The organism is Actinomyces viscosus (assembly GCF_900637975.1).
GTDB lineage: Bacteria > Actinomycetota > Actinomycetes > Actinomycetales > Actinomycetaceae > Actinomyces > Actinomyces viscosus.
In genome coordinates this window covers 842,274-857,854 of record NZ_LR134477.1, presented here as the reverse complement: position 1 = coordinate 857,854, position 15,581 = coordinate 842,274, and the positions used below count along the sequence as shown (strand labels likewise).

General features: G+C 65.9%; 14 protein-coding genes. 7 read left to right on the top strand and 7 right to left on the bottom strand.

Going from position 1 to position 15,581, the window contains the following annotated elements:
- Positions 1-23: 23 nt before the first annotated feature.
- On the bottom strand, positions 24-695 hold the full coding sequence (locus EL340_RS03795) for an HAD-IA family hydrolase (protein ID WP_126413514.1): 672 nt from the start codon (positions 693-695) through the stop codon (positions 24-26).
- Between the two features lie 413 nt (positions 696-1,108).
- Here EL340_RS03795 and EL340_RS03790 point away from each other — a divergent pair, with 413 nt between their 5' ends.
- The 7 genes from EL340_RS03790 (at position 1,109) to EL340_RS03760 (ending at position 9,273) form a co-directional block, all read left to right on the top strand.
- Positions 1,109-2,332, top strand: a complete 1,224-nt coding sequence (locus EL340_RS03790) for an arginine deiminase (RefSeq protein ID WP_126413513.1) — start codon at positions 1,109-1,111, stop codon at positions 2,330-2,332.
- 77 nt (positions 2,333-2,409) lie between these two features.
- Positions 2,410-3,417 (top strand): ornithine carbamoyltransferase, encoded by a 1,008-nt coding sequence (gene argF / locus EL340_RS03785; RefSeq protein WP_126413512.1) that lies wholly within the window; start codon positions 2,410-2,412, stop codon positions 3,415-3,417.
- A gap of 3 nt (positions 3,418-3,420) precedes the next feature.
- Positions 3,421-4,401: a carbamate kinase gene (gene arcC, locus EL340_RS03780; RefSeq protein WP_126413511.1), complete on the top strand. Its 981-nt coding sequence runs from the start codon at positions 3,421-3,423 to the stop codon at positions 4,399-4,401.
- Positions 4,402-4,611: 210 nt separating this feature from the next.
- Complete coding sequence (locus tag EL340_RS03775; RefSeq protein WP_126413510.1) at positions 4,612-5,739, top strand: serine/threonine protein kinase; 1,128 nt, start codon at positions 4,612-4,614, stop codon at positions 5,737-5,739.
- 181 nt (positions 5,740-5,920) lie between these two features.
- Positions 5,921-6,934 carry a DMT family transporter gene (locus EL340_RS03770; protein WP_126413509.1) on the top strand — a complete coding sequence of 338 codons (1,014 nt, stop codon included), beginning with the start codon at positions 5,921-5,923 and terminating at the stop codon, positions 6,932-6,934.
- A 134-nt stretch (positions 6,935-7,068) separates the two neighbouring features.
- The gene (locus EL340_RS03765) at positions 7,069-8,433 is read left to right on the top strand and encodes an MFS transporter (RefSeq protein ID WP_126413508.1); all 1,365 of its coding nucleotides are present in this window, start codon (positions 7,069-7,071) and stop codon (positions 8,431-8,433) included.
- Between the two features lie 114 nt (positions 8,434-8,547).
- Positions 8,548-9,273 (top strand): TetR/AcrR family transcriptional regulator, encoded by a 726-nt coding sequence (locus EL340_RS03760; RefSeq protein ID WP_232023204.1) that lies wholly within the window; start codon positions 8,548-8,550, stop codon positions 9,271-9,273.
- 31 nt (positions 9,274-9,304) lie between these two features.
- Here the strand turns inward: EL340_RS03760 and EL340_RS03755 are convergent, their stop codons facing one another.
- The 6 genes from EL340_RS03755 to mihF all read right to left on the bottom strand — a co-directional run bounded on the left by EL340_RS03755 (position 9,305) and on the right by mihF (position 15,535).
- Complete coding sequence (locus EL340_RS03755; RefSeq protein ID WP_126413507.1) at positions 9,305-11,449, bottom strand: primosomal protein N'; 2,145 nt, start codon at positions 11,447-11,449, stop codon at positions 9,305-9,307.
- A gap of 37 nt (positions 11,450-11,486) precedes the next feature.
- Positions 11,487-12,692, bottom strand: a complete 1,206-nt coding sequence (metK, locus tag EL340_RS03750; protein WP_126413506.1) for a methionine adenosyltransferase — start codon at positions 12,690-12,692, stop codon at positions 11,487-11,489.
- A 68-nt stretch (positions 12,693-12,760) separates the two neighbouring features.
- The gene (gene coaBC / locus EL340_RS03745) at positions 12,761-14,104 is read right to left on the bottom strand and encodes a bifunctional phosphopantothenoylcysteine decarboxylase/phosphopantothenate--cysteine ligase CoaBC (protein ID WP_126413505.1); all 1,344 of its coding nucleotides are present in this window, start codon (positions 14,102-14,104) and stop codon (positions 12,761-12,763) included.
- A gap of 11 nt (positions 14,105-14,115) precedes the next feature.
- Positions 14,116-14,514 (bottom strand): DNA-directed RNA polymerase subunit omega, encoded by a 399-nt coding sequence (gene rpoZ, locus EL340_RS03740; RefSeq protein ID WP_003782157.1) that lies wholly within the window; start codon positions 14,512-14,514, stop codon positions 14,116-14,118.
- A 45-nt stretch (positions 14,515-14,559) separates the two neighbouring features.
- Positions 14,560-15,153, bottom strand: coding sequence for a guanylate kinase (gene gmk, locus EL340_RS03735; protein ID WP_126413504.1), 594 nt, complete (start codon positions 15,151-15,153; stop codon positions 14,560-14,562).
- A 70-nt stretch (positions 15,154-15,223) separates the two neighbouring features.
- Positions 15,224-15,535 carry an integration host factor, actinobacterial type gene (gene mihF, locus EL340_RS03730; RefSeq protein ID WP_126413503.1) on the bottom strand — a complete coding sequence of 104 codons (312 nt, stop codon included), beginning with the start codon at positions 15,533-15,535 and terminating at the stop codon, positions 15,224-15,226.
- Positions 15,536-15,581 lie beyond the last annotated feature (46 nt).

The window sequence follows — 15,581 nt, the reverse complement described above, 5'->3', positions numbered from 1 at the left end:
CTCTACGCCGCCGAGGGCGGGCTTCACCGTTGGCCCGGCGTGGGAAGCAGGCCCAGAGCGATGAGCTCGGCGCGCAGGCGCCCCGCGCCGGTGAATCGGTGGGTGCGCAGACCCAGACGGCCGGCGGCCCGGATGTTGACCGGCGAGTCGTCGACGAACAGGGTGCTGGCGGCCCGCAGGCCGTAACGCTCCAGCAGAAGCGTGAAGACGGCGGTGTCGGGCTTAACCAGGTGCTCGCGTCCGGAGACCACGATTCCGGCGAATCGCTCGAGCTGGGGCACCAGGAGCCGGGCTGACTCGAAGGGGCCGGCGTCGAAGTTGGTCAGGCCGTACAGCACCACGCCCGCCTCCAGGAGATCGTCGAGCACAGACTCCATGCCGGGCACGGGACCGGTCAGCGAGGCGGCGAAGCGCTCGCGGTACAGGGAGAGGATCCCCGCCCAGTCGGGGCGGTCCGGATGGGCTCGGGCGTAGTCGGCCAGCACCCGCTCACAGGGCTCCCCCAGGTCCAGCCTCTCGTTCCAGGCGAGGAAGTCGCCGTCGGCCACGAACTCCTCCCACGCCTCCACCGAGACGTAGCCGGCCACGGCCGCCATCGGCTCCCAGGCGTACAGGACGTTGCCGTAGTCAAGGACGACGGCGCTCACGGAACCGGGAGGTGACGGGGTACCGGCGGCAAGGCTGGAGGCGGTCATGAGTCGCATCCTCCCACGCGCATCCGTGCCCATCCGTTCCGTGTCCTCCGTGCTCCTGCGCGCCCCTGCTGCGCGACCGGGGGCGTCTCGTCCCGTCGGTCCGGACCTGACGCTGATGAGAGGCTGCAACTTTTGTATGGCTTCTATGAACACGCCAGTCACCCACCCGGATGGCAGAAGATGTCTGATGACGCTGCCGACGACACCAGTACCTTGTGGGATTAATGTCACGTAAGGGTGATGGTTGGTGGATCAACTTTCCTGGAACTTAGTCTCACCAGGGGGTTTCCAATCCCCGCAGACCCTGGTACGCTCGTACCAATCCGGTACGGGCGTACCACTTCAATCGTCATAGCGCGTGATGCGCATCATGATCCACATCAACGACACAGCGTTGTGTCAGAGAGGGAGTCATGGATCTTTCCGTAGATTCCGAAATCGGCAGGCTCCGGCAGGTCATCCTGCACAGGCCTGGCAGTGAGATGCTCCGGCTCACTCCGCAGAACAAGGAGCACCTCCTGTTCGACGACGTCCTGTGGCTCGAGCGGGCCCAGGAGGAGCACGACCAGTTCGCGCGCGTGCTGACCGACCGCGACATCGAGGTGCTCTACCTCAGCGACCTCCTGGCCGAGACCCTGGAGGTGACCGAGGCCAGGGACTACGTCCTGGACCGCGTCATCAACGAGAACACCAACGGCCCCAGTGCCGCCGAGCCCCTGCGGGCCCTGGCGCAGGGGTTGTCCGGGGCGGACCTGGCCGAGGTGCTCATCGCCGGCATCACCAAGGGCGAGCTGCTTGAGCGCATCTCCTGCCCGGACTCACTGGTACTGGCATCGATGGATGACGACGACCTGCTCCTGGCGCCGCTTCCCAACCACCTCTTCACCCGCGACACGTCCTGCTGGATCTACGACGGCGTGTCCATCAACTCGATGATGATGCCCGCCAGGCAGCGCGAGACCATCAACTACGAGGCGATCTACCGCTGGCACCCCCGGTTCGCGAGCGCGGACTTCCCCGTGTGGTCCGAGGGCACCCAGGCCGGTCCCGCCACCGTCGAGGGCGGCGACGTCCAGATCATCGGCAACGGCTCCGTCCTGGTCGGGGTCTCGGAGCGCACCACCGCACAGGGTATTGAGAGGCTCGCCAGCCGGCTCTTCGCCGGCGGGAAGGTCAACCAGGTGGTCGCCGTCGAGATGAACCGGACACGCGCGCAGATGCATCTGGACACCGTCATGACCATGGTCGACGTCGGCACCTTCACCACCTACGGAGGCCTGGGGATGCTGCCGACACTCACCCTGCGTCCGGGCGAGGGTGGGCAGATCAACGTCACCCGCAACGACCCCCAGGACATGTACCGCGTCATCGCCCGGGCTCTGGGGATTGACGACCTCACCATCCTCATCACCCCTCAGGACTCGATGGCCGCGGCTCGCGAGCAGTGGGACGACGGCTCCAACTCGCTGGCCATCGCCCCCGGCGTCATCGTCACCTATGAGCGCAACGTCAACACCAACGAGTACCTCACCTCCCGAGGCATCGAGGTCCTGACCATCCCCGGCTCGGAGGTGGGGCGCGGACGCGGCGGCCCGCACTGCATGAGCTGTCCGATCCTGCGGGACCCGGTGGCCTGAGCCGGCCCCGTCCATCAGCGCCTTCGGCGTCAACGAAGTAAGTACATCCACCACCCATCCTGGACGAAGGAGTCCTCATGTCCCATCCCCTGCACAACCGCAGCTTCCTCAAGGAGCTCGACTTCACCGCCAAGGAGTGGAGCATCCTGCTCCAGCTGGCGGCTCAGCTCAAGGAGGACAAGAAGGCCGGCCGCGAGGTCAAGCGGCTGACCGGCAAGAACATCGCTCTCATCTTTGAGAAGACCTCGACGCGCACTCGCTGCTCCTTCGAGGTCGCCGCCTACGACCAGGGGGCGCAGGTCACCTATCTGGACCCCTCGGGCTCCCAGATGGGTCACAAGGAGTCCGTGGCGGACACCGCCCGGGTCCTGGGGCGCTTTTACGACGGCATCGAGTTCCGCGGCAAGAAGCAGGAGCACGTCGAGGCCCTGGCCGAGCTCTCCGGCGTGCCGGTGTGGAACGGGCTGACCGACGAGTGGCACCCCACCCAGATGCTCGCCGACCAGCTGACCATGCTGGAGCACTCCGGCAAGCCGATCGAGGAGATCTCCTTCGCCTACCTGGGAGACGCCCGCAACAACGTCGCCAACTCGCTGCTCATCTCAGCGGCCCTCATGGGGATGGACGTGCGGATGGTGGCGCCCAAGGAGCTGCAGACACCTCCTGAGGTCGTGGCCCAGGCCGAGAAGCTGGCCGAGACCAGCGGAGCCCGCATCCTGGTCACCGACGACGTCGCCGAAGGCGTCAAGGGGGTCGACTTCCTCTACACGGACGTGTGGGTCTCAATGGGTGAGCCCAAGGAGGTCTGGGACCAGCGCATCGCCCTGCTGCGTCCCTACCAGGTCAACGCCGAGATGGTGGAGGCCACCGGCAACCCCGACGTGAAGTTCCTCCACTGCCTGCCCGCCTTCCACGACCGCAACACGACCGTGGGTGAGGATATCTTCACCAAGACCGGCATGGACGGCCTGGAGGTGACCGACGACGTCTTCGAGACCGAGCGCAACGTCGCCTTCGATCAGGCCGAGAACCGCATGCACACCATCAAGGCCGTCATGGTCGCAACCCTCGGAGAGTGGGACTGAGTCGTGAGAATCGTTGTTGCCCTCGGCGGGAACGCCCTTCTGCGCAGGGGCGAGAAGCCCGACGCCAGCACCCAGATCCACAACGTCGAGGTTGCGGCGCGTGAGCTGGCGAAGCTGGCGGAGAAGCACGAGCTGGTCCTCACCCACGGTAACGGCCCTCAGGTGGGCGTCCTGGCCCTGGAGTCCGCCAACGACGAACGGCTCTCAGAGCCCTACCCCTTCGATACCCTGGGGGCACAGACCCAGGGCATGATCGGGTACTGGCTGCTGCAGGCCATGCAGAACGCCCTGCCGGGGCGCCATGTGGCCGCGATGGTCAACCAGACCCTGGTCATGGCCGGCGACCCGGCATTCTCCAACCCCACCAAGTTCGTCGGTGAGGTCTACACCAAGGAGGAGGCCGAGAAGCTGGCCGAGGAGCGCGGCTGGGTGGTCAAGCCCGACGGCGAGCACTACCGCCGCGTCGTCGGCTCCCCCAAGCCGCAGCGGGTCATCGAGACCCGGCTGGTGCGAACGCTTCTGGAGGCCGGAGCCATCGTCATCTGCTCAGGCGGAGGCGGGGTCCCCGTCATCCGCAGCGCCGAAGGCAAGCTCAAGGGCATCGAGGCCGTCATCGACAAGGACCTCACCGCGTCGGTCCTGGCCGAGGCGCTGGAGGCCGATGCGCTTCTCATCCTTACCGACGTCGACGGCGTCTACGAGGACTTCGGAACCGAGAACCAGAAACAGGTTCCGCGGGCCACGCCGGCAGCACTGCGGGCCATGGGTCTTCCCAGCGGATCCATGGGACCAAAGGTCGAGGCGGTGTGCCGATTTGTGGAGCTGACCGGAGACATGGCGGCAATTGGTCGTCTTGAGGACGCCGTTTCCATCATTGACGGCCAGGCAGGGACTATCGTTACCCCTGGGGGCAACTACGGTGGCCCTGACGATATCCATCCCCCGATTCCCGAGCAAATCGACACTCGCATTCGTAGGGCCTGACCGGCGCGACGGCATCGGTCCTTCAAGGAGGTGGTGAAAGCCGTCAACCACATATGACCATGCCATGGTTCAGCTGTCATTCTTTTACACAGATACTCCTGCTGTCACTTTCGAAGTTCCTTCAGGATAGAATGAGAGCGTTGAACCGCAGACACATTCACCTGTCTCAATTCACACACCACACAACGAGCACAAAGGAGTGACTCACTCATGACGAAGATCGTCAACTCTTGGAACGACTTCGACCCGCTCAAGCACGTCATCGTCGGGCGCGCGGACTTCTCGGTTATTCCTCCCGAGGAGCCGGCCACCTCCGAGAAGGTGCCGATCGACTCCGAGATGCGCGGCATGTGGGGCCCGCGCCCCACCGCCACTGTCGAGGCCGCCAACGAGCAGCTCGACAACTACGTCAAGATCCTTGAGGGACTGGGCGTCAAGGTGGACCGCCCCACGCCGCTGCAGTGGAACCAGGCCATCCAGACGCCTGACTTCCGCACGGAGTCGGGCTTCACCCAGATGCCCCCGCGCGACATCCTGCTCACCATCGGTGACGAGATCATGTCGTCGGCCAACTCGTTCCGCTGCCGGTACTTCGAGTACCTCGCCTACTGGCCCCTCATGAACGAGTACTTCGAGGAGGACCCGGAGTTCAAGTGGACCCAGGCGCCTCGTCCTCGGCTGACGGACAGGTCCTACAAGCACAACTACTACGACGAGCGGATCTCCCTGGAGGAGCGTCTGGAGCGCACTGCCGCCAAGGACTTCGTGACCACTGAGGTTGAGCCGATGTGGGACGCCGCCGACGTCATGCGCGTGGGCAAGGACCTGTTCATCCAGCACGGTCTGACCACCAACCGCAAGGCGATGGAGTGGTTCAAGCGCTACTACCCCGACCTGCGGGTGCACGCGGTGAACTTCCCCGGCGACCCCTACCCGATCCACATCGACGCTACCTTCGTGCCGCTGCGGCCCGGGCTGATCATCAACAACCCGCACCGCCGCCTGCCCGAGGAGCAGCGCAAGATCTTCGAGGCCAATGACTGGCAGATCGTTGACGCGGCTCCCCCGGCTCACGAGGTTCCGCCGCCGCTGTGCTACTCCTCCGTCTGGCTGTCCATGAACTGCCTCGTCATCGACCACAAGACCGTGTGCGTCGAGGCCAGTGAGGTCCACCAGATGGAGCAGATGGACAAGCTTGGCATGAACGTCATCCCGGTTCCCTTCCGTGACGCCTACGCCTTCGGCGGTGGTCTCCACTGCGCGACGGCGGACGTGTACCGCGAGGGTGGCTGCGAGGACTACTTCCCGAACCAGGTCGCTGACCCGACTCTGGTCTGATTCCAAGCGGGTGCGGGGCGGCGGCTCATGGATCGGGCTGCCGCCCCGCACCGTTCCCGGCTCGGGTACTCGCAGCGCGGCCGTCGGACTCCCCGTGGAGGCGGAGAGGGCCGGCCCGGCTGCACGAGGCCCAGCAATGATGCTGTGCCCGCCGGGAGAGAACTCAGGAGACACAACTGCCATGTCACAGACTTCGTCCACTGAATCCTCTGTCACAGACTACGTGATGAACAAGAAGCTCGGCGCTGTTGCCATGCTTCTATCCGCCACCGGGATGGGGCTCGTCGGTACCATCAGCCGTGGCACGACCGCTGGTCTCGCTGATGCCGACAAGGCCGTCATCGGATCGTTCCTGGCCTTCGGGCGTATGACCGTTGGGCTGCTCGGCTTCATCCTCATTCTCGTCCTCACCGGAAAGACCGGATTGTTCCGGCGCACCCGCCTGAGCACCACCGTGATCCTGGGAGGGATCAGTATCGGCCTGTCCCTGGGCTGCTACATCTCCTCGACACTGATGACGTCGATCGCCAACGCCGTCTTCCTCATCTACACTGGCCCCCTGTTCTGTGCACTGCTCGCACGCATCTTCCGTAAGGAGAAGATCAGCGTGCTTTCGGGGATCTTCCTGTCTCTTGTGTTCGTTGGCATGCTGCTGACCATCGGCATCATCGACGTCAAGAATGGAAGTCTGACCTTCGGTCTGGACCTGTCAGCCTCGTCCCCCGAGTTCCCGAACAAGAGCCTGGGAGACCTTCTTGGTCTGCTGTCAGGTGTCTTCTACGGGCTGGCAATGTTCTTCTATGGTTACCGCAAGGATGTTGACTCAGTTGTACGCGGCGTTTGGAACTTTTTCTGGGCGGCCTCTGCTACTCTGGTGATGTCAATCATCCTGCGCCCATGGCATGGCGTTTCGTCCTTCACCTCCACCAACTGGATGTGGGCGGTGGCCCTCTTCCTGATCTGCGGCCTCTTCGCCCTGGGGTTCCTGGTTGTGGCGGGACGCAACCTCCCTGCCGTGGAGTACTCGACAATCTCCTACTGGGAGTGCCCGGTTGCCATTCTGTGTGGTCTCCTTGTATGGGGAGAGCAACTCACTCCCGTAGGAATGGTCGGGGGGCTGCTCATTGTCGGAGGCGGGCTGGCACCCATCGTCCTGGATGCCGTCACCCGGAGGTCCCGCACCTCCCGGTCCTGAGCCTCATACATTCCTGTCTGCCTGCGCATGCGGGCGCAGCCGAGTCGCAGGCAGACAGGAACCAGCCGATCATCCACGCATTATCACGAGTCCATATAACATCGTTGACATCGACCGAGCCGGAGCCGTAGGCTATGAATACCGTCCACCTAGGAAGCACGACCGACCATCACCTGGACCCTGAGAGAAGTCTCGCACTGAGGCGCGCAGCAAAAGCAAGCTTCATCGGAAACTTCATCGAGTGGTTCGATTACGCCTCGTACGGTTATCTGGCCACCGTCATCGGCTTCGCTTTCTTCCCTGAGTCGGACAAGTCTGTCCAGCTGCTGTCGACGTACGCCGTATTCGCGATGTCCTTCATCCTGCGACCGATCGGGGCCGTCGTGTGGGGAGCCTGGGGTGATCGGTGGGGACGTCGCTGGGCCTTATCGTGGTCGATTCTCATCATGTCAGGATCGACCTTCTTCATCGGGCTTCTTCCCACATATTCGGCCATTGGAGTGGTAGGCGCAATCGGCTTGCTTCTGCTGCGCATGATCCAGGGGTTCTCTGCATCGGGTGAATATGCTGGCGCCGGAACCTTCCTGGCTGAGTACGCACCCCCCTCGCGTCGAGGCATCTATACGTCCCTGGTTCCCGCATCCACCGCCTGCGGTTTGCTTGCTGGCTCTCTTATGGTGACGGGGATGTTCACGGTACTGAGTGACAGTGCCATGAACACCTGGGGGTGGCGCATTCCCTTCCTTCTGGCTGGCCCGCTAGGGCTGGTTGGCCGTTACATCCGGGTGCATCTGGAGGACTCGCCCGCTTACCAGGAGATGCGTGCCGAGCTGCCCCAGGAGCCGAAGTCGTCAAGTTGGTCGGAACCATTACGCCTTCTTTTGCGGGATCACCTGCATGAGACACTCATTACCTTTGGTGTTTCTTGCCTCAATGCCGTTGCCTTCTACATGCTGTTGACCTATATGCCGACCTATGTTCACGAGGAACTTGGTTTCTCTCAGGACACTGCCACGCTGGCCACATCGGTGATGCTTGTGGTTTATATTGCATCGATTTTCCTTATGGGACACCTGTCCGATTCTTTCGGGCGTCGCCGGATGCTCATCGCAGCCTGTGTTGCATTTATTGTGCTGACGATACCGTTGTTCCTGGTGATGACCAGGGCCCATGGAATGCTTCTGGTTGTGATCGTGTGTCAAGTTGTTTTCGCGATCGCTCTCACAGCCAACGATGGAACGCTGGCAACCTTTCTGGCGGAATCGTTCCCAACCAACGTGCGATACTCAGGGTTTGCATTGTCCTTCAATGGGGCAAATGCACTCCTTGGGGGTACCACACCGTTCATAGTGACCTGGCTCATTAAGGTGACTGGCTCTACCTTGGCTCCTGCGGTTTATCTCACTGTGATCGCGTTGATCGCGATGGTGGCGATCTTCCAGTCACGTACGATTCACGGGTCTGAGCTGACCGAGGAACAGACTCAGCCACCAGCCTGAGCAGACCCATCAAGAGCAGCTGTCAACGAGTCGAATATAGTTTGCCTCTTACGAGAGGTCATTATCACCGTCTTGTTACGGACAAGGCCGTCCAACCGTCGTAGGATGATGAGCATGGATGGTACAGATGCAGACGCGGTAAGCAACGACGCTGCTGCACATGCACGTTCTCGAACTGAATCTCGGGTCACACCACGAGGTGAGGACCGGCGCCAGGCCATTATCGACGCAGCAGCGGCCATCATCCGCGAGTCTGGCCCCTCAGCGGTCAGCCACCGCAGCGTCGCCAAGCGTGCGGGATGCTCCCTGTCTGCGACGACCTACTACTTCGACGGGTTGGAGGATCTTCTCCACCAGGCCGGTCTGGTCAACATCGGGTTGTGGGCTACCCGTGCCGAGCGGGTGGCCGACCGGGTGGAGGCCTTCAAAGGAGTTCCGGACCTGCCCCAACGTGTCCGCTTCATCCTGCAGGCGACCCTTCCGGCCCATGGCAGCTACTTCGGGCACTATCTCCAGCTCATCTCCGCCAGCCAGGCGGCCCCGGTCAAGCAGGCCTACCGCCTGGGCCGCCAACGTCTCAACGCAGCCTTGCGCAGGGTGCTGCGTCAGCTCGACAGCCCGCTTGAGCCGGAGATGGTGATCGCCGTCGTCGACGGTGCGGCCGTCACCGCGCTCAGTGAAGGATGGAACGTCAAGTCGACCGCGGCGGGGCTGCTGACAGACCTCATCACCCTGGCGCACGGCATGCCGTCCTTCCAGGTTCCCGGCGGTTCGGTGCCCTCCACCTCGATGAAAGCGACAGTGCCCGTGACAGCGGAGTCGAGCGGCAGCGCCCAGTGAGCTCACCGGCTTGATGGGCTCGCCGATCACCTCACCACAAACGGGTGGGGTCCATCTCGACCCGAACCTGCTCCTCCCGGCGGGCCGAACGGTCACGCAGTCTCACAGCGAGCATCTCGGACAGCTCCTTGCCGTGAGAGCGAGGGGCGCGAACCAGTGCCCTCACCATGCCCGGGGCCACCTGACCGTTGACCGGCGGTGGTGCCACCGGCCCCAGGATCTCAAAGCCATCGGCCTCGGCCTGAGCCAGCACGGTCTCCACGCCTCGCACCGGTCCGTCCAGGCGAGCCACTCGCCACGCCGGCGGTAGATGCAGCTCGGCCCGCTCCATGAGGTCCCTGCGGGCGAAGCCCGCCTGGTCCCACCTCACCAGCGCCTGTGCCGCCACCGGATCCGGGCCCCCCAGAAGGATGACGCGGGCCGACGGCGCCGCCAGTACTACCGCGTTCGTCCACTGTCGTAGCGCCTCACCGGCAGCACCCAGGTCGGGACGCGAGGACAGGGCGCCGCCGTCGAGCAGCAGTATTGCCCGGTAGCCGCCCTCGGCCACCGGTTCGGCCCCGGGCGTGGCCACGACAAGGCGCGGTGAACCGTCCACCTCGTCCACCACGCCGTGGGCCTCCCGCGCACCTGAGACCACCACCGGGGTACCGGGAAAGGCCCGCCCCAGCTCTTCCCCGGTGCGCGCTGATCCGACCGTCACCATTCTCAGCGCGTGCCCACCGCACTCGTGGCAGCTCCACTGCCCCAGTGTCCGAGCACACCATCGGCAGGCGGTGCGCCCCTGGTGATCCATCGCCACCGGGCCACCGCAGACAGGACAGTGGGCTGCGGTGCGGCACCGGGCACAGGCCACCAACGGCGCGTAGCCGGCGCGAGGGACCTGGATGAGAACCGGACCGTCCTCCAGAGCGCGGCGCAGCGCCCGGTGCGCCAGCGACGGGACCCGAGCCGCCCCGGAAGCACCCTCACGGTCCAGCTCGGCCGGACCTGGCGCCTCGGTGCGAGGCACCGCGCTGCGCACCACGTGCCGAGGCGCCGTCAGGTCCCGGCACCAGCCCTGTTCGACTAGTGACTGGGCCTCCACGGAGCGGCTGAACCCGCCGATGAGCAGGCCGGCGCCCTCAAGGGTTGAGCGCAGAGCCAGCACCGTGCGTGTATGAACGTAAGGCGCGTGCGGTTCGGCCAGTCGGTTGTCCCCATCGTCCCAGATAACCGCCAGGCCCAGCCGGCGCACTGGGGCGAAGGCCGCCGCCCTGGTCCCCACCACGACCCGCGCGCGCCCCAGCAGCAGGGTCAGAAACGCCCGGTAGCGCCGTGCCGGGCCGTGCTCGGCCGAGAGCACCACCACCGGCTCCTCCCCCAGCTCCTGCCGGAGCCGAGCAGCCAGGGCCTCGGCCTGCGCGGTGGTCGCCACGACGATGACCGCGCCTCGGGAGCTCGCCAGGCACGCCTGTACCGCACGAGCGAGGCACACCTGCCACGGCCTGGTCACGGTATCCGGGTTTCCCCCGCCGGACGCCGCCGAGGCGGTCTCAGTCGGCCGGTCTTGCGCAGGCAGAGCGCACCAGGCCACCCGAGGCGCCTCACCATCGGCCAGCCGCCTGAGGAGCTCCTCGCCCCCGTCGTAGTGCTGCCAGCCGCACCCGGTGGGAGGCCTCTCCCAGGCGGGTAGATCACGCGCGGCCCTGTCACGTTCGGCCGTCTCGATGGCGGCGTGCCTGGCAGGCAGAGCAAGCCGGACGACGTCGGAACGGGTTCCAGCGCTACGGGCGGCGACGGCCTCGACGAGTCGGCGCGTGCTCTCCGGAAGCACCGGAAGGTCGGAGACCACACGGCGCAGCGGGGAGAGACGGCCGATGTGCCTCGTCGTGGTTGCCCGCTGCCAGATCCAGCCCCGCATCTCCTGCTCACCGAAGCGGACCACCACCCGGGTCCCGGGCAGGGCCTCCTGCGTCATCGCCGCGGGGATGGAGTAGTCGAAGGTGCGGTCCAGATGCGGCACCGGGGAGTCCAGAAGAACCCTGGCAACCGGGTCGGTGACGCCGGGCACCGTCACCGTGCGCTCACCGGGCTCGGGCAGGTCCAGCAGCTCGCCCTGCCGACTCGGCCCTTTTCGACGTGCCAGGTCCCCCGGCTCATCGAGGGTGGGAGCGTCGTCGTACCCGGATGCCATACAGTTTCTGGAACGGTTCCGCCGATGGTGACGAGTCTCAGGCGACTTGGCGCAGCGCCTCGGCGCGGTCGGTGGCCTCCCAGGTGAAGCCGGGACGTCCGAAGTGCCCGTAGGCACTCGTAGCGCGGTAGATGGGGCGCAGCAGATCGAGGTCCCGCACGATCGCCGCCGGGCGCAGGTCGAAGACCTCGTTGACGGCGGCCATGATGCGCTCCTCGGGAACGGTCGCCGTCCCGAAGGTCTCCACATAGACGCCCACCGGATGGGCCGAGCCGATGGCGTAGGCCACCTGGATCTCGCAGCGCTTCGCCAGTCCCGCGGCCACGACGTTCTTGGCGACCCAGCGCATGGCGTAGCTGGCGGAGCGGTCGACCTTCGAGGGATCCTTGCCGGAGAAGGCGCCTCCGCCGTGGCGCGCCATGCCGCCATAGGTGTCCACGATGATCTTGCGCCCCGTCAGCCCGGCGTCTCCGGCCGGGCCGCCGATCACGAACTGACCCGAGGGATTGATGAGGATCTCGGCGCCGGCGGTGGCGAGCTCGGTGCCGGCCTCGGCCTCAGCCGCCAGCACCGGCGCGATGACCTCGGCCTGGAGGGCGTCGGTGAGCCAGGCGCGGGTGCGGTCGTCGTCGTGCTGGGTGGAGATGACCAGGTTCTCCAGGCTCACAGGGCGCTGTCCCTCGTAGCCTATGGTCACCTGGGTCTTACCGTCGGGGCGCAGGCCCGGGACGATCCCCTGCTTGCGTACCAGTGCCAGACGCTCCGCCAGACGGTGCGCCAGGTGGATGGGCAGCGGCATGAGGGCCGCGGTGTCATCACAGGCGTAGCCGAACATGAGTCCCTGGTCGCCGGCGCCCTGCAGATCGAGGGGGTCGATGTCTCCCGCGTCCTGGCGGGCCTCGAGAGACTTGTCGACCCCGGCGGCTATGTCAGGGGACTGCTGGCCGATCGACACCGAGACCCCGCAGGAGCGGGCGTCGAAGCAGACCTCCGAGGAGGTGTAGCCGATGGACGAGATCTCCTGGCGAACGATCTCGGGGATCTCGACGTAGGCCCGCTCGGTGGTCACCTCGCCGGCCACATGCACCAGGCCGGTCGTCACCATCGTCTCGACCGCGACACGTGCGGTGGGGTCCTGCTCAAGAATGGCGTCAAGGATCGCGTCGGAGACGCGGTCGCAGACCTTGTCCGGATGCCCTTCGGTAACCGACTCGGAGGTGAACAGACGCAAGGAGGAACTCACCCGCCCATCGTAGTCACCACCGGCAGCGATCCATGGTGGCGTTACCCACGAAAGTGCACCGCGACCTTTCAGGAACCGTTGACCAGTTCTGCAGTCAGGGAGATGAGAAGGCGGGCCACCTCCGTCTTGCTGCCCTGCCCGCGAGCCACTTCCGAGCCCTGGGCGTCAAGGACCACGACGGCGTTGGGAACGTCGCCGAAGCCGAGGTCCTCCCCCACCGCGTTGACCGCCAGGAGGTGAGCCCCCTTGCGGCGGGCCTTGGCCCGGCCGTGGAAGAGCGCGTCGCCGTCGTCGTCCCCGGTCTCGGCGGCGAAACCGACGACGACCTGGGCCGCCCGAGGTGGATCGCTCACCAGGCCGGCCAGGATGTCCGGGTTGGTGGTGAGCTCAATGGACATCGTCGGGCCGCTCACGCGGTCCGACGCGGTCGGCACCTGCTTCTTGATCTTGGTGGCCGCGACGTTGACAGGCCGGTAGTCGGCGACCGCCGCGGCCATGATGACGGCGTCGGCATCACGGGCGGCCTCGCGCACCGCGTGGAGCATGTCGTGGGCGGTGCCTGCGGTGACGACGGTGACCTCCGGGGGCAGGGCGTCGAGCAGCTCCGAGGCGACGTGCGCCTGCACCAGCGTGACGCGGGCACCCTGCTCGACGGCGGCGACCGCCAGCGCGAGTCCCTGACGTCCGGAGGACCGGTTACCGAGGTAGCGCACCGGGTCGATCGGCTCACGCGTGCCGCCTGCGGAGACGACGACGTGCCGTCCCTTGAGGAGACTGCCGCCCTCGCCTTGCTCGACGGCGGCGCCCTCCTTGCCCTCCTTCCCGCGCACCTGCTGCAGGACGGCCAGGGCACGGGAGACGATCTGCTCGGGCTCGGGCAGACGACCCAGCCCGGAGTCCTTGCCGGTCAGGCGGCCGGAGTCCGGCTCGATGACCCTCAGTCCTCGCTCACGCAGCACGGAGACGTTATCCCGGGTGGCGGGATTGAGCCACATCTGGGTGTGCATGGCCGGTGCCAGGATGACGGGCGCCTGACTGGTCAGGATCGTTGCGGTGAGCATGTCGTCCGCCCGTCCTGCGCGTACCCGCGCCAGCAGGTCCGCCGACGCCGGAGCCACCAGGACGAGGTCCGCCCACTCGGCCACGGCCACGTGCTCGACCGCGGCCGGATCGTCGAAGACACCAGTGGACACGGTCTGGCCGCTGACGGCCGCCAGAGCCGGGGCGCCGATGAAACGCAGCGCCGACTCTGTGGCCACCACCTTGACCTCATGGCCGGCCTGACGCAGCAGACGGATGATGAAGGGGGCCTTGTATGCGGCGATGGACCCGGCCACGCCGACGACGACGCGCCGCGGCCCCGGGTGGGCGGTCGCGGCGCGTTCACTCGCAGCGGTGTGCAGCTCGTCCATACGAGCGTGGCTCAGAACTGGATATCGTCGAGACTGGTGGGCGTCTCCCCCTCCTCAAGGGAGACAGGAGCGTCCAGAGAGATGTCGCTGAACATGTCGGCCTCGGCGGCACGGCGGGCCTCCTCGGCCTCGGCGCGGCGAGCGCGGGCGACGTCCCCGGGGATGACCTCCAGCTTGTCCTCGGCGATCTCGCGCAGGGCGATGCCGAGTGACTTCTCACCGACCTCGGAGTCGACCAGCGGCCCGAAGAACTCGAACTGGTTGTCCTCGAGCTGCTGGGTGTAGGTGTTGATCTGGCGGGCGCGCTTGGCGGCCTCCACCACGAGCCCGTACTTGGAGTCGACCTTCTCCAGAAGGTCATCGATCGGCGGGTTGGTGATGCCCTCGGGCTGGGGAGAGGTTCCGAGCATGTGCATGCCTCCGGTTCAATCTCGATAGTTCAGAGCCACGATATTCTAACTGCCGAGTCCCATGAGTCTCTCGAGCTCAGTGGTGGCACTCGCCACGGTGTCGTTGATGACGACGTGATCGAACTCGTCCGCCGCATCCATCTCGGTGCGCGCTGTGACCAGGCGCCGCTGCTGCTCCTGGGAGTCCTCCGTGCCGCGACCCGCGAGCCTGCGGACGAGCTCGTCCCAGCTCGGCGGCGCGAGGAAGACGAGCCGCGCCTGCGGCATGGCCTGGCGGACCTGACGAGCGCCGGCCAGGTCGATCTCCAGGAGCGCGGGACGTCCGGCGTCGAGCTGGTCCTGCACAGGTCCGCGGGGGGTGCCGTAACGGTGTACCCCGTGGACCAGTGCCCACTCCAGCATCTGGCCGGTCGCCACGAGCGAGTCGAACTCCTCGGCGGTGACGAAGTAGTAGTGCACGCCGTCGACCTCGCCAGGGCGGGGCTTGCGGGTGGTGGCGGAGATCGAGACGAAGAGGTCGGGGTGACGTCTGCGCAGCTCGGTGACGACGGTGCCCTTGCCCACCGCCGTGGGGCCCGCCAAAACGGTGAGGCGAGCAAGGGCAGGGGCGGATGAGTTGGTGGCAACGGCGTCGGTCATGGTCACATCATGACCGACCGGGCGCCGCAGGCACGACCCGGTTGTCTCATCAGGTGTCTTGTCGGAGGTCTCAGCCGAAACGCTCTACCAGTGCCGCCCGCTGGTTCGCCCCCAGGCCGCGCACCCGCCGGGACTCGGCGATGTGCACGTCGGAGAGAATGGCGTCGGCCGTGGTGGTCCCTACGCGTGGGAGGGAGACGAGCAGTGCCCTGACCTTCATCTTGCCCAGGACCTCGTCGGTGTCTGAGGCGACGAAGAACTCGGAGAGCTTGAGCTCTCCGCTCTTGAGCTCGGACTTGATTCGAGCGCGCTGCGAGCGTGCAGCGGCGGCCTTCTCCAGTGCCTGAGCCCGTTGCTCAGGTGTCAGTGTAGGAAGCGTCATGGTGGTCTCCTCCCCCGGTCCAACTCCAGTGACCCGCACCACAAGT